This window comes from Sphingobium sp. CFD-1 (assembly GCF_024611115.1).
Classification (GTDB): Bacteria; Pseudomonadota; Alphaproteobacteria; order Sphingomonadales; family Sphingomonadaceae; genus Sphingobium; species Sphingobium baderi_A.
Window position 1 is genome coordinate 1,252,258 of the sequence record NZ_CP084398.1, and the last position, 26,362, is coordinate 1,278,619.

At 63.5% G+C, this 26,362-nt stretch carries 30 protein-coding genes; 8 read left to right on the top strand and 22 right to left on the bottom strand.

All coding sequences use genetic code 11. The features are described 5' to 3' along the window. Positions 1 to 65: 65 nt before the first annotated feature. The 4 genes from tig (at position 66) to clpX (ending at position 4,921) form a co-directional block, all read left to right on the top strand. Positions 66 to 1,670 carry a trigger factor gene (gene tig / locus LDB26_RS06560; RefSeq protein ID WP_257541231.1) on the top strand — a complete coding sequence of 535 codons (1,605 nt, stop codon included), beginning with the start codon at positions 66 to 68 and terminating at the stop codon, positions 1,668 to 1,670. Positions 1,671 to 1,814: 144 nt separating this feature from the next. Next, complete coding sequence (locus tag LDB26_RS06565; protein ID WP_257541233.1) at positions 1,815 to 2,792, top strand: glycosyltransferase family 2 protein; 978 nt, start codon at positions 1,815 to 1,817, stop codon at positions 2,790 to 2,792. Positions 2,793 to 2,882: 90 nt separating this feature from the next. Then, a complete protein-coding gene (gene clpP, locus LDB26_RS06570; protein WP_062065097.1) occupies positions 2,883 to 3,518 on the top strand; it encodes an ATP-dependent Clp endopeptidase proteolytic subunit ClpP in 636 nt (211 codons plus the stop codon). Positions 3,519 to 3,652: 134 nt separating this feature from the next. Further along, positions 3,653 to 4,921: an ATP-dependent Clp protease ATP-binding subunit ClpX gene (clpX, locus tag LDB26_RS06575; RefSeq protein WP_062065100.1), complete on the top strand. Its 1,269-nt coding sequence runs from the start codon at positions 3,653 to 3,655 to the stop codon at positions 4,919 to 4,921. Between the two features lie 200 nt (positions 4,922 to 5,121). Here the strand turns inward: clpX and LDB26_RS06580 are convergent, their stop codons facing one another. From LDB26_RS06580 to LDB26_RS06595, 4 genes are all read right to left on the bottom strand, one after another. Beyond that, positions 5,122 to 6,165, bottom strand: a complete 1,044-nt coding sequence (locus LDB26_RS06580) for an RcnB family protein (protein ID WP_257541235.1) — start codon at positions 6,163 to 6,165, stop codon at positions 5,122 to 5,124. A gap of 145 nt (positions 6,166 to 6,310) precedes the next feature. Then, a complete protein-coding gene (locus LDB26_RS06585; RefSeq protein WP_257541997.1) occupies positions 6,311 to 6,796 on the bottom strand; it encodes a GAF domain-containing protein in 486 nt (161 codons plus the stop codon). A gap of 86 nt (positions 6,797 to 6,882) precedes the next feature. Next, the gene (gene arfB / locus LDB26_RS06590; RefSeq protein WP_062068756.1) at positions 6,883 to 7,305 is read right to left on the bottom strand and encodes an alternative ribosome rescue aminoacyl-tRNA hydrolase ArfB; all 423 of its coding nucleotides are present in this window, start codon (positions 7,303 to 7,305) and stop codon (positions 6,883 to 6,885) included. Positions 7,306 to 7,483: 178 nt separating this feature from the next. Further along, entirely contained in the window at positions 7,484 to 8,158 is a 675-nt protein-coding gene (locus tag LDB26_RS06595) for an RluA family pseudouridine synthase (protein WP_257541237.1), read from the bottom strand. An 89-nt stretch (positions 8,159 to 8,247) separates the two neighbouring features. On the opposite strand from LDB26_RS06595, the gene LDB26_RS06600 reads away from it, so the two are divergent. Next, positions 8,248 to 9,183 (top strand): acyltransferase family protein, encoded by a 936-nt coding sequence (locus LDB26_RS06600; RefSeq protein ID WP_062065108.1) that lies wholly within the window; start codon positions 8,248 to 8,250, stop codon positions 9,181 to 9,183. A gap of 4 nt (positions 9,184 to 9,187) precedes the next feature. Here LDB26_RS06600 and LDB26_RS21615 read toward each other — a convergent pair whose 3' ends face one another. From LDB26_RS21615 to LDB26_RS06620, 5 genes are all read right to left on the bottom strand, one after another. Next, positions 9,188 to 9,754: a hypothetical protein gene (locus LDB26_RS21615; RefSeq protein WP_373886170.1), complete on the bottom strand. Its 567-nt coding sequence runs from the start codon at positions 9,752 to 9,754 to the stop codon at positions 9,188 to 9,190. Beyond that, complete coding sequence (locus LDB26_RS21620; protein WP_373886171.1) at positions 9,657 to 10,133, bottom strand: sigma factor; 477 nt, start codon at positions 10,131 to 10,133, stop codon at positions 9,657 to 9,659. The genes LDB26_RS21615 and LDB26_RS21620 overlap by 98 nt, the downstream gene beginning before the upstream one ends. Then, positions 10,133 to 10,591: a carboxymuconolactone decarboxylase family protein gene (locus tag LDB26_RS06610; RefSeq protein WP_062065114.1), complete on the bottom strand. Its 459-nt coding sequence runs from the start codon at positions 10,589 to 10,591 to the stop codon at positions 10,133 to 10,135. The genes LDB26_RS21620 and LDB26_RS06610 overlap by 1 nt, the downstream gene beginning before the upstream one ends. A gap of 245 nt (positions 10,592 to 10,836) precedes the next feature. Further along, on the bottom strand, positions 10,837 to 11,544 hold the full coding sequence (gene ctrA / locus LDB26_RS06615) for a response regulator transcription factor CtrA (protein WP_062065116.1): 708 nt from the start codon (positions 11,542 to 11,544) through the stop codon (positions 10,837 to 10,839). A gap of 210 nt (positions 11,545 to 11,754) precedes the next feature. Then, positions 11,755 to 12,648 carry a LysR family transcriptional regulator gene (locus LDB26_RS06620; RefSeq protein WP_062065119.1) on the bottom strand — a complete coding sequence of 298 codons (894 nt, stop codon included), beginning with the start codon at positions 12,646 to 12,648 and terminating at the stop codon, positions 11,755 to 11,757. 108 nt (positions 12,649 to 12,756) lie between these two features. On the opposite strand from LDB26_RS06620, the gene LDB26_RS06625 reads away from it, so the two are divergent. Both LDB26_RS06625 and wrbA read left to right on the top strand, forming a co-directional pair. After that, on the top strand, positions 12,757 to 13,476 hold the full coding sequence (locus LDB26_RS06625; protein WP_257541239.1) for a pirin family protein: 720 nt from the start codon (positions 12,757 to 12,759) through the stop codon (positions 13,474 to 13,476). A 93-nt stretch (positions 13,477 to 13,569) separates the two neighbouring features. Then, entirely contained in the window at positions 13,570 to 14,169 is a 600-nt protein-coding gene (gene wrbA / locus LDB26_RS06630) for an NAD(P)H:quinone oxidoreductase (protein WP_257541241.1), read from the top strand. Between the two features lie 132 nt (positions 14,170 to 14,301). Here wrbA and LDB26_RS06635 read toward each other — a convergent pair whose 3' ends face one another. The 5 genes from LDB26_RS06635 to LDB26_RS06655 are packed head-to-tail and all read right to left on the bottom strand — an operon-like array spanning position 14,302 to position 17,308. Beyond that, entirely contained in the window at positions 14,302 to 15,087 is a 786-nt protein-coding gene (locus LDB26_RS06635) for a metallophosphoesterase (RefSeq protein WP_257541243.1), read from the bottom strand. Positions 15,088 to 15,108: 21 nt separating this feature from the next. Next, positions 15,109 to 15,663, bottom strand: a complete 555-nt coding sequence (gene dcd, locus LDB26_RS06640) for a dCTP deaminase (RefSeq protein WP_062065134.1) — start codon at positions 15,661 to 15,663, stop codon at positions 15,109 to 15,111. A gap of 6 nt (positions 15,664 to 15,669) precedes the next feature. After that, positions 15,670 to 16,131, bottom strand: coding sequence for a cytidine deaminase (locus tag LDB26_RS06645; protein ID WP_257541246.1), 462 nt, complete (start codon positions 16,129 to 16,131; stop codon positions 15,670 to 15,672). After that, entirely contained in the window at positions 16,128 to 16,784 is a 657-nt protein-coding gene (locus LDB26_RS06650; RefSeq protein ID WP_257541248.1) for a GH25 family lysozyme, read from the bottom strand. Before LDB26_RS06650 ends, LDB26_RS06645 begins: the two co-directional genes overlap by 4 nt. Before the next feature lie 41 nt (positions 16,785 to 16,825). Beyond that, a complete protein-coding gene (locus LDB26_RS06655; protein ID WP_062065142.1) occupies positions 16,826 to 17,308 on the bottom strand; it encodes a UPF0262 family protein in 483 nt (160 codons plus the stop codon). 114 nt (positions 17,309 to 17,422) lie between these two features. Between LDB26_RS06655 and LDB26_RS06660 the strand changes: the two genes are divergently transcribed. Then, the gene (locus tag LDB26_RS06660) at positions 17,423 to 18,907 is read left to right on the top strand and encodes a replicative DNA helicase (RefSeq protein ID WP_257541250.1); all 1,485 of its coding nucleotides are present in this window, start codon (positions 17,423 to 17,425) and stop codon (positions 18,905 to 18,907) included. 10 nt (positions 18,908 to 18,917) lie between these two features. Here the strand turns inward: LDB26_RS06660 and LDB26_RS06665 are convergent, their stop codons facing one another. The 8 genes from LDB26_RS06665 to LDB26_RS06700 form a co-directional block, all read right to left on the bottom strand. Beyond that, the gene (locus LDB26_RS06665; RefSeq protein WP_257541252.1) at positions 18,918 to 19,313 is read right to left on the bottom strand and encodes an MAPEG family protein; all 396 of its coding nucleotides are present in this window, start codon (positions 19,311 to 19,313) and stop codon (positions 18,918 to 18,920) included. Positions 19,314 to 19,398: 85 nt separating this feature from the next. Continuing rightward, positions 19,399 to 20,187 carry a phosphoadenylyl-sulfate reductase gene (locus LDB26_RS06670; protein WP_062065149.1) on the bottom strand — a complete coding sequence of 263 codons (789 nt, stop codon included), beginning with the start codon at positions 20,185 to 20,187 and terminating at the stop codon, positions 19,399 to 19,401. Further along, positions 20,180 to 20,620, bottom strand: coding sequence for a DUF934 domain-containing protein (locus LDB26_RS06675; protein WP_062065152.1), 441 nt, complete (start codon positions 20,618 to 20,620; stop codon positions 20,180 to 20,182). Before LDB26_RS06675 ends, LDB26_RS06670 begins: the two co-directional genes overlap by 8 nt. Next, entirely contained in the window at positions 20,613 to 22,244 is a 1,632-nt protein-coding gene (locus tag LDB26_RS06680; protein ID WP_062065155.1) for a nitrite/sulfite reductase, read from the bottom strand. Before LDB26_RS06680 ends, LDB26_RS06675 begins: the two co-directional genes overlap by 8 nt. Positions 22,245 to 22,247: 3 nt before the next feature. Further along, positions 22,248 to 22,544, bottom strand: coding sequence for a DUF2849 domain-containing protein (locus tag LDB26_RS06685; RefSeq protein WP_062065157.1), 297 nt, complete (start codon positions 22,542 to 22,544; stop codon positions 22,248 to 22,250). Continuing rightward, positions 22,541 to 23,329: a uroporphyrinogen-III C-methyltransferase gene (gene cobA, locus LDB26_RS06690; RefSeq protein ID WP_257541254.1), complete on the bottom strand. Its 789-nt coding sequence runs from the start codon at positions 23,327 to 23,329 to the stop codon at positions 22,541 to 22,543. Before cobA ends, LDB26_RS06685 begins: the two co-directional genes overlap by 4 nt. 93 nt (positions 23,330 to 23,422) lie before the next feature. After that, entirely contained in the window at positions 23,423 to 24,856 is a 1,434-nt protein-coding gene (astD, locus tag LDB26_RS06695) for a succinylglutamate-semialdehyde dehydrogenase (RefSeq protein ID WP_257541256.1), read from the bottom strand. Between the two features lie 88 nt (positions 24,857 to 24,944). Then, complete coding sequence (locus LDB26_RS06700) at positions 24,945 to 26,339, bottom strand: protein adenylyltransferase SelO family protein (RefSeq protein ID WP_257541258.1); 1,395 nt, start codon at positions 26,337 to 26,339, stop codon at positions 24,945 to 24,947. Positions 26,340 to 26,362 lie beyond the last annotated feature (23 nt).

Genomic DNA, 26,362 nt, shown 5'->3' on the forward strand with positions numbered 1-26,362 from the left:
TGCGCCAGGCCCTTCACATCGCAGGCGCCAACGATATTCAGCTTAGAAAGCGTTTGAGAGAAAAGATGCAGACTGTCGAGACGTTGAACGAAGGCCTGAAGCGCGCCTACACCGTGACCATCACGTCGAAGGACATCGACGCCCGCGTCGATAAGGAAGTGCAGGCGATCGCGCCGCAGGTGCGGATGCCCGGTTTCCGCCCCGGCAAGGTGCCGGCCAATCTGGTCCGCAAGATGCACGGGGAATCGTTGCAGCGCGATGCGCTCAACAGCTCGATTCAGGATAGCATCCAGAAGCTGATCGCCGACAACAAGCTGCGTCCCGCGATGCAGCCGTCCGTCGAACTGGATGAGACGTTCGAATTCGGCAAGGACGCCGAAGTGAAGGTCGAACTGGAAGTGCTGCCCGAAATCGCGGCGCCCAGCACCGACGGGATCAAGCTGGAACGCCTGACCGCCGAAGTCAGCGACGCACAGGTCGATGAAGCCGCCGGCCGCATCGCGACCCAGCAGGGCGCTCTGGAAGAATATGCCGCCAGCCACAAGGCGAAGGACGGCGACACGCTGACCATCGATTTCCTGGGCAAGATCGACGGCGAACCTTTTGAAGGGGGCGCGGCCGAAGACATCAAGCTCAAGATCGGTTCCGGCCAGTTCATCCCCGGCTTCGAAGAGCAGTTGACCGGCGTCAAGAAGGGCGATGAGAAGACCATCGAAATCACCTTCCCCGAAGATTATGGCGCGGAGCATCTGGCCGGCAAGGCCGCGACCTTCGACATCACCGTCAAGGCGATCCTGAACGGCGACAAGCCCAAGCTGGACGATGATTTCGCCAAGTCGCTGGGTCTGGAAGGTCTGGACAAGCTCAAGGAGCTTTTGAAGGGCCAGATCGAGCAGGAACATAACGGCCTGACCCGCACCTATATGAAGCGCAAGCTGCTGGATCAGCTCGCCGCTTCGCATGATTTCGACGTGCCGCCCAGCATGGTGGAAGCCGAATTCAACCAGATCTGGGCGCAGCTTCAGCATGAAGCCAGCCATGAGGAAGATCCCGAATCCGCTCTCAAGGAAATGGAAGCGGAAAAGGAAGACTATCGCGCCATCGCCGTGCGCCGCGTCCGTCTGGGCCTGCTCCTCTCGGAAATCGGCCAGGCCAATGGCGTGGTCGTATCCGATCAGGAAATGAACCGCCTCGTCATGCAGGCCGCGCAGCAATATGGCCCGCAGGACCGCGAGCGTTTCGTGCAATATGTCCGTCAGGATCCGATGGCCGCCGCTCAGCTTCGCGCGCCGCTCTATGAGGATAAGGTCGTCGATTTCCTCTTTGACAAGGCCGAAGTCACTGACCGCACGGTCAGCCGCGAGGAACTGGAAGCCGCGATCGAGGCCGACGACAGCGATCTGAAGCCGCACGTCCACGGGCCGGATTGCGGCCATGACCATGATCATGCCGAAAAGCCGAAGGCCAAGAAGGCTGCGCCCAAGAAGGCCGCTGCTGAAAAGGCTGAGGAAGCTCCGGCTGCCAAGGACAAGGCCGAAGCTGCTCCCGCCAAGCCGAAGAAAGCGCCCGCCAAGAAGGTTGCTGCTGCGGAAGCCGAAGCCGAACCCGCTGCCAAAAAGGCGCCCGCCAAGAAGGCCGCGCCCAAGAAGGCAGCCGCCAAGGCTGAATGATAAGGGCGTCCGAGCCCTGACGAGAAGAGCGCCCGGCTTCCTTGAGAAGCGCGGGCGCTTTTCATTTCTGCCGCATCGTGGCAGACGAATCTTAATCATGTTCGTGCATGGCGGGCCATGAACGGGCAGGGGGTTTAGGATCAGATGAAGGAATTTCCGGCAGTGAACAGCGGGGAGGGGATCGCCACGCCGCGCATCGCGGTCATCCTGCCCTGCTATAATGAAGCGGGCGCCATCGTGCGGACGGTGGAGGATTTCCGCCGCGCGCTGCCTGACGCCGACATCTATGTCTTTGACAATAACAGCACCGACGGCAGCCGGGAACTGGCGGCCGGGGCAGGGGCCATCGTCCGCCGCGTGGCGCAGCAGGGCAAGGGCCATGTCGTGCGCCGCATGTTCGCCGATGTCGATGCCGACATTTATGTCATGGCCGATGGCGACGCCACCTATGAAGCCGCCGCCGCGCCCCGGATGGTCGCCGCGATGCTGGCTGACAATCTCGACATGGTGGTCGGCTCCCGCAAGAGCGAGGTGGAGGAAGCCTATCGCCGCGGCCACCGCTTCGGCAACTGGGCGCTCACCAGTCTGCTCAAACAGCTTTTCGGCCGCAGTTTCACGGATATCCTGTCGGGCTACCGCATCTTTTCCCGCCGCTTCGTGAAGAGCTTCCCCGTCCTGTCCGCCGGATTCGAGATCGAGACGGAAATCTCCGTTCATGCCCTCGAACTCGCCATGCCGGTGTCGGAAATCGTGACCGCTTATGGCGCTCGCCCGGAAGGTTCGGAGAGCAAGCTTTCCACCTATCGCGACGGCTGGCGCATCCTGCGGACCATCATCACCCTTTATCGCATAGAGCGGCCGATTCTTTTTTTCGGCGTCATCGCCGCGTTGCTGGCGCTTGCGGGCCTCATCCTGGCGGAACCCCTCATCGTCACCTATGTGCAGACGGGCCTCGTCCCGCGCTTTCCTACGGCGATTCTCGTCACCGGCCTGATGATCCTCGCCACGCTGTCGGCCATGTGCGGCCTTATCCTCGACACGGTGGTGCGTGGGCGCAGGGAGGTGCGGCGGCTCGCCTATCTGGCCTTCCGCGCGCCCTCCGATTTCGTCCACCGCGACTGAACGGGCCAAAGCGCGCACGCACCCCCTTGAACCATTCCGCTTTTGTGCCGATGTAGGGATCGGGCAAAAGCACCTGACTGAAAGAGCAAAATGACCGATATCATGTCCGATCCCATGGCCGCGCTGGTCCCCATCGTCATCGAACAGTCCAACCGGGGCGAGCGCAGCTTCGACATCTTTTCGCGGCTGCTGCGTGAACGGATCATCTTCGTCACCGGCCAGGTGGAAGACCATATGGCCTCGCTCATCGTGGCCCAGCTCCTGTTCCTCGAATCGGAAAATCCGAAGAAGGACATCTGGATGTATATCAACTCGCCCGGCGGCGTGGTGACGTCCGGCATGGCGATCCACGACACGATGAAATATATCCGCCCGCAGGTCGGCACCGTCTGCATCGGCCAGGCCGCTTCCATGGGCAGCTTTCTGCTCGCGGCGGGCGAACCGGGCAAGCGCATCGCGCTTTCCAATGCGCGCATCATGATCCATCAGCCCTCGGGCGGCGCGCAGGGCATGGCCAGCGATATCGAGATCCAGGCCAAGGAAATCCTGCGTATCCGTCAACGGCTTAACGGCCTTTATGCGGATTATACCGGCCGCCCGTTGGAAGAGATTGAGCGGGCGATGGATCGCGATACCTTCCTCGAAGCGGAAGAAGCGAAGGCGTTCGGTCTGGTCGATGAAGTATTCGATCGCCGGCCGGCCATCGCGGAAACTTCCGAGGGTTGATGCTTTGTCTTTACCGCGGCCTATCCATTTTCACCTCTTGTGAAACGGTCGCGCCGCGGTTTAGGATGACCCTTGGACCAATATCCCTCGCTTGAAGCGGCTTTTCGCGGGCGGCAGGGAAGGAAGAATGACGAATGACAAAGCTCACGGGCTCCGATTCTAAAAGTACGCTTTACTGCTCCTTCTGCGGCAAGTCGCAGCATGAGGTGCGTAAGCTGATCGCGGGGCCGACCGTGTTCATCTGCGATGAATGCGTGGAACTGTGCAACGACATCATCCGGGAGGAGACCAAGGGCGGTCTCGTCGGGCGGAAGGATGGCGGCGTGCCGACCCCGCAGGAAATCTGCGATGTGCTCGACGATTATGTGATCGGCCAGAACCGCGCCAAGCGTGTCCTGTCGGTGGCTGTCCACAACCATTACAAGCGCCTCAACCACGGCTCCAAGCCGGGCGAGGTGGAACTCGCCAAGTCCAACATCCTGCTCGTTGGTCCCACCGGCTGCGGCAAGACGCTGTTGGCGCAGACGCTGGCCAAGACGTTCGACGTGCCCTTCACCATGGCGGACGCGACGACGCTCACCGAAGCAGGCTATGTGGGCGAGGATGTGGAAAACATCATCCTGAAGCTGCTGCAGGCGTCCGACTATAATGTGGAAAAGGCGCAGCGCGGCATCGTCTATATCGACGAGATCGACAAGATCAGCCGCAAGGCGGAAAATCCTTCCATCACCCGCGACGTGTCGGGCGAAGGCGTGCAGCAGGCGCTGCTCAAGCTCATGGAAGGCACCACCGCCAGCGTTCCACCCCAGGGCGGCCGCAAGCATCCGCAGCAGGAATTTTTGCAGGTCGATACGACCAACATCCTGTTCATCTGCGGCGGCGCTTTCGCGGGCCTCGAAAAGATCATCGGCGATCGTCTGGAAGCCAAGTCCATCGGCTTTGGCGCCCATGTCGCCGCGCCGGAAGAACGCAAGACCGGAGAACTGCTGCGTCAGAGCGAGCCGGAAGATCTGCTGAAATTCGGCCTGATCCCTGAATTTGTCGGCCGTCTGCCGGTCATCGCGACGCTGGAAGATCTCGACGTGACCGCACTGGTCAAGATTCTGGTCGAACCCAAGAACGCGCTGGTGAAGCAATATCAAAAGCTGTTCGACATGGAGAATGTGGAACTCAGCTTCACCGAAGATGCGCTGACCGCCATCGCGAAGAAGGCGATCGAGCGGAAGACCGGCGCGCGCGGTTTGCGGTCGATCCTCGAATCGATCCTGCTCGACACCATGTTCGACCTGCCCTCCATGGAGGGCGTGGGTGAAGTGGTCGTTGACAAGGATGTCGTCGCGGGCAGCAAGGAACCGATCCGCGTATTCAGCGACAAGGAAAAGCGCGCCGAAGACGCAGCCTGACCGGTCTATGACATGATCGAAAAGGCCCGCCGGGAGCGATCCGGGCGGGCCTTTTTATTTTCCGGGTGAGGAGACCGGCTGATCTCCCCGCCAATGACGCTAGGGAACGGCCCGTTGCCTATCCCCGTCGCCTTTGGCTTGTCGAAGGCGCGCAGATGGGCCTGATAGGTTAGGACCATTAAGGGCCGCTGCCGCCTCTATCATTTGCAGCGGCAGGATCGGATGATCTTCGACCTTGGTGCTGCTTTGCGGTAGCGAACCTTTTCCGTCACATAGGTCGTGGTTGTCGTGGTCGTCGTCGCGGGATGGACCACTACCGTCGTCACCGTGGGCGCGGGATAATAATAGCCGTTCGCGTAATAACCGCCTCCGCCATGGCTGGTGACGCCTCCATCCGACCAGTGCGACGGGCCGTCGTAGGGCGGTGGCGCGTAATCCACGCCGGGCTCCCCTTCGACCGTGCCTTCGAAGCGGCCTTCATATTCCCCGCTATAGGCCTTGCCATCCTTGTCGCGCCAGGTGCCGACCCAGCGGCCCTGATAGGCATTGTCATAGGTGACGGCATCGTCCGGTGCGCCCGGATCATAATCCACGCCGGCGCGTGGCGGGGGAGGAGCATCGCGGCCCCGATCCTCCGCCTTGTCGACGGCATAGCCCGCGGCCGCACCGACGCCTGCGCCGATCAGCGTGCCCGCCGTGCGATTGCCTCTGCCCGCGATGAGATTGCCCGCGACTCCGCCCACGACGGCGCCTGCAACCGCGCCACCCACGCCATTGTCCCGGCGTTCGGCGCGATCCTCTGCATATCCGCCTTCATGACGGTCCCAGTCGATGTCGCTGCGGCGATCATAGACGCGGCCATAGCGATCCGTCATGACCGCATCGTCATAATAACGGGACCAGCCATAGCCATAGGCCGGGGCGGGCAGGCCATAAGCGCCGTAATTGCCGATATAATAGGCCGGATTGATCCAGTAGCGCGGCAGGATATAGCCATAGACGGGACGGCGATAGGCGCCCCAGCCGCCCGGCGCCTGCCAGCCTGCATACCATCGCCCGGCATGGCGCGGTCCCCAGCGGTGCCCGCCATTCCACCCATGGCCGGGCCGGGGGCCGGAGTAACTCTTGCCCATGACCGGCAGCGCGGCGCCGGTCACGCTCGTGCCGGTGCCCGATGCCATGGCGGGCGCGCTGGCCCCGCCCAACAGCATCGCGCCGAGGATAAGAATGCTCCGGGTCCGCATGTCCAAACTCCCTGTTCGCCGGGCAGGTGCGCGGCGCCCCCCGCCCAAATTACTAACAGCCTGTTTAGCATGGTGATCCGCGCCTTTCCAAGGATGGAGGGCGCACTGACCTGTCCCGAAACGGGTCAGGAAGGGAGGATGGATGTCAGCCGATACGCGCGGCGATCCGGGCCACCAACGCTTCCAGTCCCGCAGCATCGCCTCTGTCGAACCGGGCGACAAGCGGACTGTCCAGATCAAGGACACCGATCAGCTCACCCTGATGCACGATGGGCACCACGATTTCAGAGGCGCTGGCGCCGTCGCAGGCGATATGTCCAGGGAAGGCGTGGACATCATCCACCAGTTGCGTCTGCCGCGTCTGCGCCGCCGTGCCGCAAACGCCCTTGCCCAGCGGTATGCGGATGCAGGCGGCCTTGCCCTGAAACGGGCCGAGCACCAGTTCGCCGTCGATCATGCGATAAAAACCCGCCCAGTTGAGGTCGGGCAGCCATTGCCAGATCAGCGCCGCGATATTCGCCATATTGGCGATGGCGTCCGCCTCTCCGCTCGTCAGGGCATCGGCGGCGGAAAGCAGGTCCGCATAGAGCGTCGGCTTGTCGCTATCTGCGGTGGGGGCAAAATCGAACATGGCGCGCATATAGGTTCCGGCCCGTGGGAATGCCACCATGACTTCGTGCGCGTGAACGCCCGGTTTCGGCTCAGGCCCCGCCGCGTCTAATCGACTGGCTTGCGGCGCAGGCTCTTGACCGCGCCCCGCTTGGCCTTCCCATCCATCCGCCGCGTTTTCGATGCCTTGGTGGGTTTTGTAGCCTTGCGATTCTTGGGCACGATGGTCGCTTGCCGGATCAGGTCGACCAGCCGCGCCGTCACCTCCTGCCGGTTCATGAGCTGGGATCGCGATCCTTCCGACCGCAGGATCAGGACGCCCTCCGCCGTCATCCGCCGACCCGCGATCGCGGCCAGCCGGTGCTTGACCGCTTCGGGAAGGGATGGGCTGTTCGCGACGTCGAAGCGCAGTTGCACCGCACTGTCGGTTGTGTTGACATGCTGGCCGCCCGCGCCCGTCGAGCGGACGAAAGTCTCGGAAATCTCATCGCTGTCGATGGCAATGGATCGGGTGATCTGGATGGCGGGCATGGCCGCGATGTAGCGCAAAGCGGGCCGATGCAAAAGAAGCGGAAAAATGACCCGGCAGCGAGGGGGAGGGGAGGAGCTGCCGGGCCATCCAATGTGCGCCATGGGACGCCGCAACAGATATATGCCGCGACTTGTCCGTTTCAATAAGAAACCAGAAAATTTGCGTCAGCGGCGCGGGTCAGGCGCCGTCGTCCAGATAATCCTCGCCAAATCCCGCCGCTTCGAATGTCGGCGGCAGCGGAGCAATGGCCTCGACGGCAGGCTTGCCGCTGCGCGGGACGCTCAGGAACCGGCCATGGAGCAGCATGGGTTCTCCAGCCGTGCCATAGACCGGATCGCCCACGATCGCGGCTCCAAGCGCTTGGGAGGCATGAACGCGGATCTGGTGCGTGCGCCCGGTGCGCGGCGTGAAGGCGATCAGCGCGCGGCCATCCTTTTCCGCGATCTTGCGCCAATGGGTGATGGCGCTCTTGCCCTTGGGATCGGCCACCATGCGCCAGCCCTCCGCCGCGCTACTGATCTTGTTCAGCGGCATGTCGATGATGCCGCTTTCGTCCGTAGGCACGCCCTCAAGCACCGCGAGATAGCGTTTCCCCACCGTCCCGGCCTCGAACGCGGCGGCAAAGCGTTTGTGCGCCTTGGGGTTGCGGGCCAGCAACAGGCAACCGCTGGTGTCCCGGTCCAGCCGATGCACCGCCAGTGGCCAGCGCTGAAAGCCGAAGGTCAGTGACGACAGATAATTTTCGAGGCTGAGCGATCCGTCGCGGGGCGCATCGACCGGCATCCCGGCGGGCTTGTTCAATATGATGGCTTCACCGTCGATGAAGAGGACTTTGTCATTGAGCAGGGACAAGGTAACGATCCGTTCGGAAAGGAAGGCAGGGGCGGGCGGGCCCTCCTATAAGGGGTGGAGACGATGAACAACAGCACTATGGCGCCCGCATGAAGGGGGAACGCCTGGAATGGGTCGATGTCGCGCGCGGCGTCGGCATCATCGCGGTCGTCATTGCCCATATATGGACGCGGGGGGGCGTGCGGGATGCGCTCTACAGCTTTCATATGCCGCTGTTTTTCCTGTTGTCGGGCTATCTCACCCGGCCACGCCCTGCCGGAAAGTTCGCATGGGCGCAGGTTGAAGGGCAGATGCGGCCCTATTTCGCCTTTCTGCTGCTGCTGATCGCGGCGGACCAGTTGATCGAGCCGCTGAAGGGCAACCGCCCCATCTTTCATCAATGGCCGCACGATTTGATGCCGATCCTGCTGGGTGGATCATGGCTGCGCGGTCCCTATACGATCTTCTGGTTCGTGCCGTGCCTGATGTTCGGGCGGATCGCGTTCAATGCGTTGCTGGTTCGATGGCCCGATCCGCTGGACAGGCGATGGGGCGTGGCTGCGGCGATCAGCCTGATCGCGGCTTATGCGCTGGGTTGGGCGACCGATATATCGCCGCTGGGCCTGCTCACCGTGCCGATGGCGTTCTTCCTGCTCTGGACGGGCGCGGCGTGGCGGCGCATCGGCGGGAACCGATGGATGATGGCGCCGCTGCTCCTGTTGTCGGCCTGCGGCCTGCTGTCGTTATTTCCCACGCTCAACATGAAGGCCGGGGATTATGGCTGGCCGATCCTGTCGATCGCATCGGCCATCGCGACGTCGCTCATCCTCTTTCGCCTGTCACCGGTGGTGCCGAAAATATGGAAAGGTCCGTTGGTGCTTCTGGGGCAGGCCTCACTGGTCATCATGTATCTGCACGTCGCGCTGATTCACTATCTGACGCCCTATCTGCCCAAGGTATGGCTGCTGCCCGTTGCGCTTCTCGTGCCGCTGGCCTGCTGGCAACTTATCCGCAAATCGCCTTTCGCCCGCCGCATCTTCCTCTGAAAACTCAGTGCAGGTGGCGCAGCTTGTCGGGGTTGCGCGTCACATAGATAGCGCGGACCTGCCCATCCTCTATGTCGAGGGCGGTGGTCTGCAATTCGCCGTCCGCCTCGCGCGTGATGAAGCCGGGCAGGCCGTTCACCATGACGGTGCGGACCAGCGCCGATCCATATTTGCCGAACATCACCGCCAGCGCCTTGTGCAACTGGATCACCTGCTTCCATCCCAGCACCGGCCGGAGCGCGGCGGGACGCTTGCCGCCGCCGTCGCTGTGCATGCTGACATCGGCGGCCAGCATGGCGCCCAGCTTTGTCATGTCGCCGCTGCGCGATGCGGTGAAGAAAGCCTGTGCGATTTCCAGCCCCCTTTCCTGTTCGATCTGGAAGCGGGGCCGTGCCTCCCGCACATGACTGCGCGCCCGCGCGGCAAGCTGGCGGCAGGCGGCGGCATCGCGGTGAATGGTGAGGGCGACTTCCTCAAAGCCGACACCGAAAACGTCGCGCCCGCGCGGCAAGCTGGCGGCAGGCGGCGGCATCGCGGTGAATGGTGAGGGCGACTTCCTCAAAGCCGACACCGAAAACGTCATGCAGCAGGAAAGCCGCCCGCTCCAGCGGGGACAGCCTTTCCAGCGCCAGCATCAGGGGAAGCGTAACATCTTCTTCCACCTCCTCCTCGCCGACCACCGGATCGGGCAGCCATGGGCCGACATAGCTTTCCCGCTGTCGCCGCGCCGACTTCAATTGATCGAGGCAGAGCCGCGTCACCGTCCGGCGCAAAAAGGCTTCCGGTTCGCGCACCAGTGCCCGATCCGTGCCCATCCAGCGGAGGAAGGCGTCCTGCACGACATCCTCCGCATCGGCGACCGATCCCAGCATCCGGTATGCGACCCGGACCAGCCGGGGGCGCAGCGGGTCGAAGCTGTCCGCCGCATCCCGCTGCGCCCCGGCGGTCATCAGGCGGCGACCTTCGCGGGTACGTGATCGTACCAGAGGTCGAAGCCGACGGCCAAACGGTTCCACCCGTTGATGACGTTTATCATCAGCGTGAGTTTCACCTGTTCCTCCTCCGAAAACTCGGCTCTCAACGCCTCATGGGCTTGCCCGTGGCCGTGCCCTTCCGAAAGGCGCGTCAGGGCTTCGGTCCATGCCAGCGCCGCGCGCTCGCGGGGGGTATAGCATGGCGCTTCCCGCCAGGCCGACAACAGATAGATGCGCTGTTCCGTTTCCCCCTGCGCGCGTGCGTCGAGCGTGTGCATATTGATGCAATTGGCGCACTGGTTGATCTGCGACGCGCGGATTTTCACCAGTTCGATGAGGCTCGGCTCCAGGCTGGCGTTCGCGGCATTGGACGTCGCGAACCAGCTTTTCATGAGCTGCGGCGCGGCGGCGAAGGGATCGAGCTTGGCGGTCATGACAGTTCCTTTCCTTGGGGTTGTGCAGTCATGACGATCGGGAAAGGCGCGGTGTGACATGACGAGAGAAAAAAAGGAGGGACGGTTCTGGGAAATGCAGTTTTCGGCCAGCAACAGCCCAAGCATGTGTTCATGCTGAGGCGGGCAGCGCCACGCCTGCGCGGGCGCTGGCTCTAAGCCAACGGAAAAGGCCAGCGCTCCGCGAGGACCGCCGGCCTTTCCACCCCCCTGCTATTTCAGGACATTCAGGCGACCTTGGTCTGAACCTGCGTCTCTTCCTCGGCATCGCGCAGCACATAGCCGCGGCCCCAGACCGTCTCGATATAATTTTCGCCGCCGCAGGCCAGCGCCAGCTTCTTACGCAGCTTGCAGATGAAGACGTCGATGATCTTGAGTTCCGGTTCGTCCATCCCGCCATACAGGTGGTTCAGGAACATTTCCTTGGTCAGCGTGGTGCCCTTGCGGAGCGAAAGCAGCTCCAGCATCGCATATTCCTTGCCAGTCAGGTGAACACGGTTGCCGTCCACTTCCACGGTCTTGGCGTCCAGGTTGACGGCCAGCTTGCCGGTGCGGATGACCGATTGTGAATGGCCCTTGGACCGGCGGACGACGGCGTGGATGCGCGCGATCAATTCTTCGCGGTGGAACGGCTTGGTCACATAATCGTCCGCGCCAAAACCGAAGGAGCGGACCTTGCTGTCCATCTCCGCCACGCCCGACAGGATCAGCACCGGCGTCTGCACCCGCGCTGCGCGCAGCTTCTTGAGCACGTCATAGCCGTGCATGTCCGGCAGGTTCAGGTCCAGGCAGATGATGTCGTAATCATAGAGCTTGCCAAGATCGAGGCCCTCTTCGCCCAGGTCCGTCGTATAGACGTTGAACCCTTCGGTGGTGAGCATAAGCTCGATCGCCTTGGCCGTGGTCGGTTCATCTTCAATAAGCAGGACGCGCATGTGAAGCCCCTTTTGGTAACAGGTCCGTTCACCCCACCAGAACGGCATCTGCTGTAATTCATTAACCAAAAAACTTCTGAAGGACAAAGGTTAATTTTTCGCTAACCCGCAGGATTCCACGAGTCGCGCTCAAAAGAATCTATTTACAAAGGGTTGAGGGGCGAAACGACAGGCCTGGAGTCAAGCGTGATTCACCTGTGAAACAGAATGTCAGCAGCCATGGTGCCGCGCCAGGAAATCAAGCAGCGCCTCGACCCGCGCGGGCCGCAGGCGCGATGGCGGCGTGACCAGATGCAGGCCAAAGGCGGGTGGGCGCCAGTCGGATAATATCTCCTCCAACTCGCCCGAAGCCAGTGCGTCGCCCACGATGAAATCGGGCAGCCGCGCGATGCCGACGCTGTCCCGCAACGCGGGCAGCATCGCTTCGCCGCTGTTGACGGTGATGCGCGAATGGACCTGCACCACCACATTCTGCTGCCCCGGCCCCGAAAAACGCCACACATCGGGCGTGGGCGCATTGGCGTAGCACAGGCAATCATGACCGCTCAGGTCGGATGGATGGGTGGGCCGCCCCCGTTCGGCCAGATAGGCAGGCGACGCGACGACATGCAGGGTCACATCCGCCAGCTTGCGCGCACGGAGCGAACTGTCCGGCATGTCGGCGATGCGGATGGTCGCATCCAGCCCCGCTTCCACAAGGTCGATGCGGGCGTCGGACAGGTGCAGGTCCACATCCACCAACGGATGTTCCTTGCAGAATTGCGCGATCAAAGGCGCGATCCGCAAAAGTCCGAAGGTCATGGGCGCGCCCAGGCGCACGGTGCCGGACAGCTCGGCCGTTTCATCGCGCGCCGCTTCTTCCGCCGCGACGCCTTCGGACAGGATGCGTTCGGCATGGGCGGCGAGCCGCTTCCCGCTTTCCGTCAGCGAAAGGCGGCGGCTGGTGCGGTTGAAGAGGCTGGTGTCCAGATGCTGCTCCAGCCGCGTGACCGCCTTGGAAACCGTGGCTTTCGAAACGCTGAGCGCCTTGGCCGCGTCGGTGAAGCTGCGATGCTCCACCACGGCGGCGAACATGGCCCAGGCTTCGAAATCGGGGAGACGCATAAGGGAAACAATCCGTTTCAATGCTGCTTATTCAAGAAACGATCCTGATCGCTAGATTGTCGGAAAGCAAGCCGGAAACCCTCCGGCCGAATATTGAAAGGCAAGCATATGAGCACGAACACCGCGAGCCGCATCGAGCGCCGCCCCTTCGCGTCGCTCGGCCATGCCGACCATGGCTGGCTGAATGCGCGGCATCATTTTTCCTTCGCGGACTATCATGATCCCGACCGCATGAGCTGGGGCAAGATCCGTGTGTGGAACGACGATGAAATCGCCGCGCGGTCCGGTTTTCCGCCGCATCCTCATGCCGACATGGAGATCATCACCTATGTCCGCCAGGGCGCGGTCACCCATCAGGACAGCCTTGGCAACAAGGGCCGCACGGAAGCGGGCGACGTCCAGGTGATGAGCGCGGGCACCGGCATCCGCCACGCCGAATATAATCTGGAGGACGAAACGACCACGCTCTTCCAGATCTGGGTCATTCCGCGGGCGCGGGGCGGTTCCCCAAGCTGGGGGGCGAAGCCTTTCCCCAAGGGCGACCGTTCCGGCAAGCTGGCGGTTCTGGCCAGCGGTTATGAGGATGACGCCGAAGCGCTTCGCATCCGGGCCGACGCCCGCCTGCTGGGCGGAACGGTGAAGGCCGGGGACAGCGTGACCTATGAAAGCGCGCCGGGCCGCCACCTCTATCTCGTCCCCGCCACCGGCCGGATCGAGATTGACGGCGAAGCCTTCGAGGCACGGGACGGCGCCGCGATCATCGGCGGTCAGCCGATCACCATCACGGCGATCGAGGACAGCGAAATCGTCCTGGTCGACAGCGAATAGGCCCGCCCTCCCACGGGCCGACAGGCCGCCCGCGTCTCCCTCCCCCTGACGCGGGCGGCCACTTTCCCCTTCATTCCATCAAGGAGCACTGACATGGCAAAGGTTCTGGTTCTCTATTATTCCACCTACGGCCACATCGAAACCATGGCGAAAGCCGTCGCGGAAGGCGCGGCCAGCGCGGGCGCACAGGTCGACATCAGGCGCGTGCCCGAAACCGCGCCACTGGAAATCGCGCAGAAGGCCGGATTCAAGCTGGATCAGGATGCCCCCATCGCCACTGTCGCGGACCTGGCCGAATATGACGCGATCATCGTGGGCACCGGCACGCGCTTTGGCCGCATGTCGAGCCAGATGGCCGCTTTTCTCGATCAGGCGGGCGGCCTGTGGGCGCGCGGCGCGCTCAATGGCAAGGTCGGCGGCGCCTTCACCTCCACCGCCAGCCAGCATGGCGGGCAGGAAACGACGCTTTTTTCCATCATCACCAACCTGCTGCATTTCGGCATGGTGATCGTGGGGCTGGACTATGGCTTTGCCGAACAGATGGGCGTGGACAAGGTGCGCGGCGGCGCGCCCTATGGCGCCACGACCATTGCGGATGGTGACGGCAGCCGCCAGCCGGGCGAAGAAGAACTGGCGGGCGCGCGCTATCAGGGCCGCAAGATCGCGGAAACGGCGATCAAGCTGCACGGTTGAAAAGGCCTCTGCGACGTTACGGGAAAGGGTTCGGCGCGTCGGGCGCCGGCCCCTTTCCGGCATTGAGGGTTGGCAGGGGCAAATGGTAAGGCGAAACCCGCCATCAAAGCCCGGTGGGAGCCGCATCCTCTTTCAAGCCGCGCACTCCACCCCCGTCTGGAGGAACCAGCGCGCTGTCCCCTGCAACCCTATCGCCGTCAGTCGCCCGGATCGATAGGCGCCGGTGTCTATGCCGATGCGGTTGGACCGTTCGTCCACATTCTCGCTGATGTTGTGGCCATGGACGATCATCTTTTCATGCCCGTCGCGATGGTCGAGAAATTCGGTCCTGATCCAGCGCAGGTCGTCGGGAGACTGGGCGTGGAGCGGAACGCCCGGCTTCACCCCGGCATGGACGAAGAAATAATCGCCGATCGTCACGCTGTCCTCAAACCCGTCGACGAAATCGACATGGGCACGGGGCACATTGCCCAGCATCCAGTCCGCCAGCGCCGCATCGTCCATCGCATCGCAATCCGACAGAGCCAGTCCATAGCTGGCCGCCGTTTCCGTTCCGCCATATTGCCGGAAATAATGGGTTGCGCGCACATGGCCGCGCGCCGCCATCAGGAACGCTTCCTCATGGTTGCCCTTGACGAAGCGGGCGAGGGGATTGGTTCGCGCCAACTCCATCGCCCGTTCGATCACCTGCGCCGACCAGCGGCCGCGATCGACCAGATCGCCCAGCAGGATGAGGTATGTGGGAATGGCTCCTCTCGCCTCGCTGTCCCGCGCGATCAAGGCCAGCAGATCGCGCAGCAAGTCGTCCCGGCCATGAATGTCGCCAATGGCATAAACCCGCCGGTCGTCGCCGACGCTGGGCGAGGGCGGCGCTGATATCGGCGCTTTGCGGCGCAGCCATGCGGGCGGTGCGATCATGCGGCCGATTGTCGCACGGCTTTAGAGGCGCGGCAATGTCACCCCTTGCTGGCCCATATATTTTCCCGCCCGGTCGGCATAGCTGACCTCGCACGGTTCATTTCCTTGCAGGAACAGGAACTGGCATGCGCCTTCATTGGCGTAGATTTTGGCGGGCAGCGGCGTGGTGTTGGAAAATTCCAGCGTCACATGCCCTTCCCAGCCCGGCTCCAGCGGGGTGACGTTCACGATAATCCCGCACCGCGCATAGGTGGATTTGCCAAGGCAGATCACCAGCACGTCGCGCGGCACCCGGAAATATTCGACCGTCCGGGCAAGGGCGAAGCTGTTGGGCGGGATGATGCAGCAGTCGGTCTTGCGGTCGACGAAGCTGTTCGCGGCGAAATCCTTGGGGTCCACCACCGCGCTGTCGACATTGGTGAAGATCTTGAACTCGTCCGCCACCCGCGCGTCATAGCCATAGGAGGACAGGCCATAGCTGATGCACCCGTCGCGCCGCTGGCTTTCCACGAAAGGCTCGATCATGCCGCTGTTCAGGGCCTGCTCGCGAATCCATTTGTCCGACTGGATGGCCATTGGTCCTCAGCTTCTCTTCTTCGTTGTGACGCCCAGGTCCACAGGACCGAAGGCATAAGGCAGCAGCGCGGAAACGCTATGCTCTATCATGGCCTCACCGCTTGCAGCAGCGCAATAGACGGGGAGGCGCCGGCCTGCAATCTGCTCCGCTTCATGCATGACCTGACGGCACCGGCCGCAGGGCGCGATGATGGCGCCATCCGCTCCGCCCGCCACGGCGATCGCCTCCACGTCGGCCAGCCGCCCCTGCGAATTGACGGTCGCCAGCGCCACCGTCTCGGCACAGAGCGACAGCCCATAGCTTGCATTCTCGAAATTCGCCCCGGTAACGATCCGCCCATCGGTCAACCGCACGGCCGCGCCCACGGCAAAGCCGCTATAGGGCGCATGGGCATGGGCCATCGCTTCCCGCGCGGCATCCACCAGAGCCTTTGCCACCAGAGCCTTTGCGGATGCATTTTTCGTCATGGCGCGACCACGCTCCACCGTACCGGGCCGTCCACGCCGTCGATATGCCGCATGTTGCTGGCGGTCCACACCACCCATGGCCGCGTCGCATAATCGGGCGGAAAGAAATTACCGTCCAGCCAGAGCGTGCGATTCACGCCCGATCCGATGTCGTAATCCGTGTCGAAATCCTTCGTCACATTGAGCACCACGGTCTTGCCCGCATGGCTTTCGATCAAATTGACCAGCGTGTTGAGTTCCGAAAGCACCTTGTCCCGGCCCGGCCTGGCCGTGCAGCCCGGATCGAAAGCCAGCCGGATCACGGGGGGCAGGGCGGCATTGTCGCGCGGCACCGTCGTGATGAAGGGGGTCGCCTGGCTGGAGGCGCTGCGGCACAGGCTGAAGTCCAGCAACGCGCCATAGCGCATCCCGGCCCTGCGCGCTTCGGCCCAGTTGGTTCCAAAGGCGGGATCGCGCTGTCCCCGGCCGTTCGCGGCGCGGATATAGGCGAAATCCGTCCCCTGCGCCGCCAGCGTGCCCCATTCGATGACGCCATTGCCCGCACCCACCGACACGCCCTGCATCGGATAATGCTCGCGGTCCGGCGCCCAGCCGCGCGCGAACAGCCACAGCGCCGTCACCAGCGCCGCGCTCACGGCCAGCGCAAAGCCCATGCGCGCCAGCCATTGCCGCGAAGTCAGCCCCCTGATTGTCCCTACCCCTTGATATGCAATACGCAGATCAGCGTGAAGAGCCGCCGCGCGGTGTCGAAATCCACCGCGATCTTGCCCTCCAGCCTTTCCATCAGCATTTCGGCCGCCTGATTGTGGATGCCGCGCCGGGCCATGTCCACCGTTTCGATCTGTTGGGGCGATGCATTGCTGATCGCCTGATAATAGCTGTCGCAGATCGCGAAATATTCCCGGATAGGGCGGCGGAACCGCCCCAGGCCCAGGATCACGGCTTCCAGCGGACTGTCATCCTCCCGCCGCATTTCCACGACCAGTCGCCCGTCCTCGACCCGCAGCACCACCCTGTAGGGACCGGCATAGCCATCTTCATGCACCCGCTGCGGCGCGAAGTGGTTATCCTCCAACAGGTCGAAAATCGCGATGCGCCGTTCCTGCTCCACATCGGCGTTGCGCCACAGGATCGTGCGCTCGTCGAGCTTTATGTCTATGATGCGCGGATCGGCCATGGTGCAGGCTTCCGTCACTGCGGCGAGGGACGGCGAAATGCAAGCGGGACTTATCCACAGATCGTTTCGAACTCGCATCTTGCGCGGGCGCTCCAGCGGCGCGATGAGGGGGCAATGGTTGAACTGGTGAAGATCAATGCCGCCGCCGAAGCGGGTGGCCCCGAATTGCCGCGCAATGTGGAGGCGGAGGCGGCGCTGCTTGGCGCGCTGATGATCGACAACCGCATCGCCGAGGATATTCAGCTCAAGCTCAAGCCCGAACATTTCTTCGAACCGCTCCATGGCCGCATCTACGAAGCGGTGATGCGGCTGGTCGAGCGTGACATGGTGGCCAATCCGGTGACGCTCAAGCCCATGCTGGATCAGGACCCTGCGCTCAAGGAACTGGGCGGCGCGGCCTATCTGGCGCAGTTGACCGGCAATGGCGCCGCGCTGCTGGGCGCGCGGGACTTCGCGCAGCAGATTTACGACCTCGCCTTGCTGCGTCAGCTTGTGAATGTCGGGCGGGAACTCGTTGAAAATGCGCTGGATACCAGCGAGGATGTCAATCCACGCGAACAGATAGAGCAGGCTGAAGTCTCGCTCTACAAAGTATCCGAAGGGGAGGGCGAAGTCGGCTCGGTCAAGAGCTTCGCCGCCGCCACCACCATGGCCGTGGCCGTGGCCGAACGCGCGCTCAACAGCGGCGGCCATGTGTCGGGCATCACCACCGGCATCAACAGCCTCAACGAGAAGATCGGCGGCCTGCACAATTCGGACCTTATGATCCTGGCCGGCCGTCCGGGCATGGGCAAGACCTCGCTCGCCACCAACATCGCCTATAATGCCGCGTCCCGCTGGCTGCGCGATAATGCCGACGGCATCCCGCCGGAAAAGAATATGGGCGCGAAAACAGCGTTTTTCAGCCTCGAAATGTCGGCGGATCAGCTTGCCACCCGCGTCCTTGCCGAACAGTCGGGCATCAGCGGCGAAGCGCTCCGCATGGGCAAGATCAGCCGGGCCGATTTCCAGAACCTCTCCCGCGCCGCCCGCGAGTTGCAGGAACTGCCGTTGTTCATCGATGACACGCCCGGCCTCACCATCGCCGCCCTCCGCACGCGCGCCCGTCGCCTGAAGCGCCGCCACGACATCGGCTTCGTCATCGTCGACTATCTCCAGTTGCTGCAAGGCACCGGCAAGGGCGGCGACAACCGCGTGCAGGAAATTTCCGAAATTTCCCGCGGCCTCAAGACCTTGGCGAAGGAACTGAACTGTCCGGTTTTGGCCCTGTCCCAGCTCAGCCGCGCAGTCGAACAGCGCGAGGACAAGCGCCCGCAGCTATCGGACCTGCGCGAATCCGGCTCTATCGAGCAGGACGCCGACATGGTCTGGTTCGTCTTTCGCGAGGATTATTACGTCGCCGCCAAGGAGCCGGGCAACAAGGAAAGCCCCGAGCATCTGGAATGGGCGCAGGAAATGGAACGCATTTACGGCCTCGCCGAACTGATCGTCGCCAAACAGCGTCACGGCTCCACGGGCCGCATCCGCATGAAGTTCGACGCCAAGATCACCCGCTTTTCCGACCTTGCGGAGGGCAGCTACATGGAAAGCTACGAGTAGCCCGAGGAAGTCAGCCCCGGAACAAGGGCGTCAGCACCATCGCCAGCCCGACAAGGCTGACCGCATAGGCAAGCGTCCGCACCATCGGCACGCCAACACCGTAAAGCGGCAGATACGCGACCCGCGCGCCCAGCCAGATCCAGCCGCCCAGCGCCGTCCATTCACTCGTTCGGCCCGCCACGACGACACCGATCAGCGCGACGATGGCGATAGGGAAGGTTTCCTGAAAATTGGCCTGCGCCCGCACGAAACGACCGACCACGGGCCGCAGCGGCGGCAGCGTTTCGTCCCGCGCGCCCATGTTCCACCGGGGGCCAAATTGTCTGGTCTTGAGGTGCGCCGCCGCGAAGATGTGAACCAGCAGCAAGACCACGCCCCAGACCAGGATCTTGAGTTCGACGGGCATGACCCTCTCCTTACGGCAAAGGGCCATTCTAACCATTTGCGCGCAAAGGGAAAGCCTCCACCCCTACACGCCATGGCGGGTCGTTTCAGAATACGGGCTGGTTGGCCGGATCGTCGGGATCGATGGCCGGCGCGATGGGCGAAACCGGCGTGTGGATGCCGCATTCCACCTTTTCCCACCCGCGCCAGCGGCCTGCGCGCGGATCTTCGCCCGGCAGCACCTTGGACGTGCAGGGTTCGCAGCCGATGGACAGATAACCCTGCGCCTCCAGCGGATGGCGCGGCAGGTCATGTTCGGCGAAATAGGCTTCCAGATCGTCCTTGGTCCAGTCGCCCAGCGGATTGAGCTTGAGCCGCCCGTCCTCGACCTCGAAGCGGGGCAGGTTCTGCCGCGTGACCGACTGGAACGCCTTGCGCCCGGAAATCCACGCGTCCAGCCCATCCTTGGCGCGGGCCATCGGCTCGACCTTGCGGATGTCGCAGCAGCCGTCCGGGTCATAGGACCAACGCAGGCCCGTCTCGTCCTTCGCCGCGATCACCTCGGGCTTGGGCGTGATGACCCGGCTGTCGGTGAAGCCGAACGCGCGGATCAGCGTGTCGCGATAATCCAGCGTCTCGCCAAACATCTTGAGCGTATCGACGAAGATCACCGGCACGTTGGGGTCCGCCTGCGCCACCAGATGCAGCAGCACCGCGCTTTCCGTGCCAAAGGAGGAGACGACGGCGACATGGCCCGCCAGCCCTTCGGTAAAGACGGTCCGCAACATCGTCATCGTGTCGACGCCTTCGAAACGCGCGTTCAGCGCGTCGGCTTCCGCCTGCGTAAAGGCGGGGCGGGCGTCGATCAGGTCGATTTCACGAGCGGCTTTAGCCATCCACTGTCTCCGGGTGCCGTTTCGCCCAAACCGGGCGGCGGCCGTCGACGGTCTTTTGATAGACGTCGGCATAGCGATTGAGCGCACGTTCGACGGCGGCATCGTCCAGCGCCTTGTCGGGGCGGAAGCTGTCGAAGCCGCATCGGCGCATGGGGACGATCTGGTCCACCAACACGTCGCCTACCGCGCGCAATTCGCCCGCATAGCCCGCTTCGCGCAGGATGCGGGCCGCCGAATAGCCGCGCCCGTCGCCAAAAGCCGGGAAGTTCACCTCCACCAGCGAAAGGCGGTCCAGATAGGGCAGCAATTCCCGCGCATCCTCGCCCGCTTCTATGCGGACGGCGGTGGAATTGGACTGGCCAGTGAAGGATTCCACCGTCACGGTCGGTTCCTGCGTGGCTTCGCCTTCGCGGAAGGACAGGAACTCAACCATAGATCGCCTCCTTGAAGGGCTTCATGCCGATGCGGCGATAGGTGTCGAGGAAGCGTTCGCCTTGCTCCCGCTGCGCCAGATAGATGTCCGTGACCTTCTCGATCGCGTCGACCACGCCGTCTTCGGAAAAACCGGGGCCGGTGATCTGGCCCAGCGAAGCATCCTCCGCGCCCGATCCGCCGAGCAGGAGCTGGAAATTCTCCACGCCCTTCCGGTCCACGCCAAGGATGCCGATATGGCCCGCATGGTGATGGCCGCAGGCGTTGATGCAGCCGGAAATCTTGAGCTTCAGTTCGCCCAGATCCTTCTGCCGCTCCGGCGAAGCGAAACGCTCCGACAGCTTCTGCGCCAGCGGGATCGACCGCGCATTGGCCAGGCTGCAATAATCGAGACCGGGGCAGGCGATGATGTCGGTGATCAGGTCCAGATTGGCCTCCGCCAGTCCCGCTTCGTCCAGCTTCTGCCAGATGGCGTAGAGGTCGGCTTTCCTGACATGCGGCAGGACGAGATTCTGTGCATGGGTCACGCGCAGTTCGTCCAGCGAATATTGCTCCGCCAGGTCCGCGACCAGATCGATCTGCTCGGCCGAAGCGTCGCCGGGGATACCGCCCACGGGCTTCAGGCTGATATTGACGATGGCATAGCCCGGCTGCCGGTGCGCCGCGACCTGCCGGTCGACCCACAGTGCGAAGGCCGGGTCGCTGCGGTCGATGGCGTCGGACAGGCCCTGCTCATAGGCCGGACCCGCGAAGAAGGGGCGGATGCGGTCCAGTTCCTCGCGGGGCGGGTTCAGCCCCAGCGTCCGCATATGGGCGAACTCTTCCTCGACCTGCCGCTTATATTCCTCGACGCCCAGTTCATGGACCAGGATCTTGATCCGCGCCTTGAACTTGTTGTCGCGGCGGCCATAGCGGTTATAGACGCGCAGGCACGCTTCCAGATAAGACACGATCTCATCTTCGGGCACGAAGTCCCTGATTTGCGGCCCGACCATCGGCGTGCGTCCCATGCCGCCGCCGGCATAAACCTCCGCGCCGATCTCATCCCCGCGCTTCACCAGCTTGAGGCCGATGTCGTGCAGGCGCATCGCCGCGCGGTCGTCTTCCGATGCGATCACGCAAATCTTGAACTTGCGCGGCAGGTAGGTGAATTCCGGGTGGAAGGTCGACCATTGCCGCAGCAATTCGGCCCAGGGGCGGGGGTCCGCCACTTCGTCGGCGGCCACGCCCGCATATTGATCCGAAGAAATGTTGCGGATGCAATTGCCGCTGGTCTGGATGGCGTGCATCTCCACCGTCGCCAGTTCGGCGAGGATGTCGGGCGCGTCGGCCAGTTTGATCCAGTTATACTGGATGTTCGTGCGGGTCGTGAAATGGCCGTAGCCGCGATCATATTTGCGCGCGATCTCGCCCAGTTTCCGCATCTGCCTGCCCGACAGCGTGCCATAGGGGATGGCGACGCGCAGCATATAGGCGTGAAGCTGCAGATAGAGGCCGTTCATCAGCCGCAGCGGCTTGAACTGGTCCTCGGTCAGATGCCCTGCCAGGCGGCGCTGGGTCTGGTCGCGAAACTCCTCGACGCGGGCGTCGACGATGGACTGGTCGTAGCTGTCGTAACGATACATGGTTCAGATCACCCAGTTGCCGGCATCGGCGTCATTCGGTTTCAGCGTCAGGTCGGGGCGCACTGTCGGTCCCAGCGCGCGGATGCGGTCCTTGATATGCGCGGGACGGATACCTTCGTCCGTCACGGTGGCGTCGATCACATAAGCGCCGACCACGCGCTGCGCGGCCTCCTCGGCGCGGACCAGTTCGTCGCCTTTGTCGCCGACATCGGCCGAATCGCCCACCTGCCGCGACCAGCCGTCGCCCGCCCACCAGATCACGTCGCCGGTGCCAAGGTCATTGCCGGTCAAGATCTTCACTTATGCATCTCCGAAACCATTTCCGCCTGCGCGCTCCATCCCGCCAGCACATCGCGCGCCAGCGCGTGTGCCGCCACTTCCCCGACGACGATCAGCGCCGGGCTCTTCACCTGTTCCCGCGCCACCATCTCGCCCAGATCGGCGAGCAGCGTGCGGAGCGTCCGCATATCGGGACGCGTGCCATTTTCCAACACCGCGACGGGAATCCCCGGCGCGACGCCATCGGCCATCAGCTTGTCGGCGATGTCCGCCGCCGTCGCCACGCCCATGTAGATGACCAGCGTCCGTCCCTTGCCCGCAAGGCCGGACCAGTCCTGATCCGTCAGCCCCTTGCACTGACCCGCGACGAAGCTGACCGCGCTCGATGCGGCGCGGTGGGTGAGGGGGAGCTGTGCCTGCGCCGCGCTGCCGATCGCCGCGCTGATGCCGGGCACCACTTCCACCGGCACGCCGGCTTCGCGGCAGGCGTCCACTTCCTCGCCGCCGCGCCCGAAGATGAAGGGATCGCCGCCCTTCAGCCGCACAACGGGTTGTCCGCCCTTCGCCAGCCGCACCAGCAGCGCGTTGATCTCCTCCTGCGGCATGGAATGGCGGCTGCGCTGCTTGGCGACGGAGATCAGCTGCGCCCCCGGCGCGGCCATCGCCAATATCTCGCGCGACACCAGCCCGTCATGCACGATCACCCGCGCCGCGCCGATCAGGCGGGCGGCGCGCAGCGTCAGCAGGTCCGGATCGCCCGGTCCCGCGCCGACGAGATAAACGGTGGCAGGTGCATGTTCGGCCATGCTGGCCCACATGGCGAAGGCGCAGCCCAACTGCAATCCAGAATGCTTTTACCGGGGCGTAGGAAAAGTTGCGGCCGCAAAAGCCCCGCCTTTTCAATCCCCCATCGCGCCCGTGTCGATGGGCTTCAATCCCACGCCGATGGAGGCGCGCGGCTGCTCGATTTCCGATGAAACCACGGGATAGGCGCAATAATCCGCTGCATAATAGGCGCTGGGCCGATGATTGCCCGAAATCCCCACCCCGCCAAAGGGCGCGGCGGATGAAGCGCCGTTGGTGGGCCGGTTCCAGTTGACGATACCGGCGCGCACCTGAGTCCAGAACTGATTATACTGCTCGGGCGATCCCCCGATCAGCGCGGCGGACAGGCCGAAACGGGTATTGTTCGCCTCTGCGATGGCGGCATCGAAATCGGGCACGCGCACCACCTGGAGCAGCGGCCCGAACAGCTCCACATCCGGCCGCTCCGCCATGGCCGTCACGTCGATGATGGCGGGCGTCACGAAGGGCAGGCCCTTCACCGGGCGGACCATATGCTTGATCGGCTTGCCGCCATTGCTCATCAGATAGAGGAAGCTTTCCGTCAGCCCGTCCGCCGCCGCTTCGTCGATCACCGGCCCCATATAGGGCGTGGGGTCGGCATGGGGATGGTCGATGATCAGACGGTCGGCGATCTTCTTGACCTCCGCGATCACGGCGTCGGCGATGCTTTCCTTCACGATCAGGCGGCTGGCGGCGGTGCAGCGCTGCCCGCTGGAGAGAAAGGCCGACTGCGCCACCAGAGTCGCCGCGGCGTTGATGTCGGGCGTGTCCCAGACGATCGCCGGATTATTGCCGCCCATCTCCAGCGCCAATATCTTGCCCGGTTCGCCCGCGAATTGCCGGTTGATCGCGATCCCGGTCTGCGCCGACCCGGTGAACAGCACGCCCCCCACATCGCCATGGGCGGTCAGCGCCTTGCCTTCCTCCGCCCCGCCCAGCAGCAGGCGGATCGCATCCTGCGGTATGCCCGCCTCATGATAAAGCTTCACCAGCATCTCGCCCACGGCGGGCGTCTTTTCCGAAGGCTTGAACACGACGCTGTTACCCGCCAGCAGGGCAGGGACGATATGACCATTGGGCAAATGCGCGGGGAAATTATACGGCCCCAGCACCGCCATCACGCCATGCGGCTTGTGCCGCACGGACTGGCGCGCGCCCATGGCGGCATCCAGCCTTTTCTGCCCCGTCCGCTCGGCATAGGCGGACACGGAAATGTCGACCTTGCCCATTACGGCGGCCACTTCGGTCTGTGCGTCCCACAGCGGCTTGCCGGTTTCCCGCGCGATCAGGTCGGCCAGCTTGTCCTCATGCGCGCGCACGACATTGACGAAGCGGCGCAGCGTTTCGATGCGATAGGCGATGGGCTGGGCGGCCCATTGCGGCCATGCCGTAGCGGCGCGCGCCACTTCCTCATCCACATTGCCGGCTGCCCCTTGCCATAAAAGCGCGCCGGTGGCCGGTTCGAACGAGGTTAATGCGGAGCTCATGCTGCCCCGATATGGCCGAAAAAGGTGGGAGAGGGAAGGGGTGACGCTGAATGGCGGTTATGGGCGGTTGCCCGCACTTGGCCACCCATCACGGCACCTTCGGCGCGTCTCCATGCGCCTCGCCCATGCGCCGGATCGCGGCAATCTTGTCGTAAAGGGGTCGCCAGTCGTCCTCCCGGTCGATGGCGCTCCAGATCGCCTCCACTTCCCCGATATGCATGGAGCAGGGATTCTCGTCCGTCCAATAGGGATGCGTCCGGTCGCCATTCGCCTCGAACCCACTTGCGACTTCGCGAAAAGGCGCCCAGCTTTCATCGGCATAGCGTCCCGCCGCCCGCGCCTTGCCACGGCGCCAGTCATGGAAAAAGCGGTCGATCTCCGTCCCCGTCTCGACCATCCCTCGCACGGCGGCCTGAACCAGCGCCGATGCATCGCCGTCGGTCGCAACCCCCAGCCGCCAGCAGAAACGCCGCGTCAGCGCCTCGCTGAACAGGGCCGGAAACCGCTCCATCTGCTCGACCAGCGGCTCCGCCTCCACCAGCGGGCGCAGCGACACCGCCAGTTGCGCGGCGTCCCAGTGGATCGCTTCGGCCTGTCGCCCGAAGGCATAGAGACCTGTCTCGTCGAAATAGGCGGCGGTGAAGCCGTTGTCCCATGTGGGAGCGAACCGCCACGGCCCATAATCGAAACTCTCGCCCGTCACATTGATATTGTCGCTGTTCAGCACGCCATGCACGAAGCCCGCGACCATATAGCTCGCGGCCAGATCGGCGGTCCGCTCGATCACCCGCGTCATCAGCTGCACCGGCGGATTATCTCCCGGCGTTTCCCCGTAAAGCCGGGTCAACGCATAGTCGGTCAGCTTCTCCAGCAGCGCCTTGTCGTCGAAATAGGCCGCGCGCTGGAAAGTCCCGATGCGGATATGCGAATGGCTGAGCCGCACCAGAACGGCGGCGCGGGTAGGGGACGGTTCGTCATGGCGCTCCAGTGCTTCGCCCGTCTCGATCAGCGAGAATGTCTTGGACGTGTTGACGCCCAGCGCTTCCAGCATTTCGGTCGCCAATATTTCCCGCACTCCGCCTTTCAGCGTCAACCGGCCGTCGCCAAAGCGGCTATAGGGCGTCTGCCCCGAACCCTTGGTGCCCAGGTCCAGCAGCCGTCCCGCGCCGTCCCGCAACTGCGCGAACAGGAAGCCGCGTCCGTCCCCGATCTGCGGATTATAACTGCGAAACTGATGCCCATGATACCGTAAAGCCAATGGGTTGGGCATCGAACCTGGCAAGGGATGGAAGCGGCCGAAATGCCTGGTCCATTCCTCATCGTTCCATGTTTCCAGCCCGACGGCCTCCGCCCAGCGATCATTGCGGAAGCGCAGGATGGTTTGCGGGAAGTCCGCCGCTTCGACCGGATCGCCGATGTCGGGCATCAGCGCGGCGATTTCATGGGCGGGGCTATATTTGGCGGGTTGCAGGGGCGCGTTCATACGGCGATATGGGGGACATTATG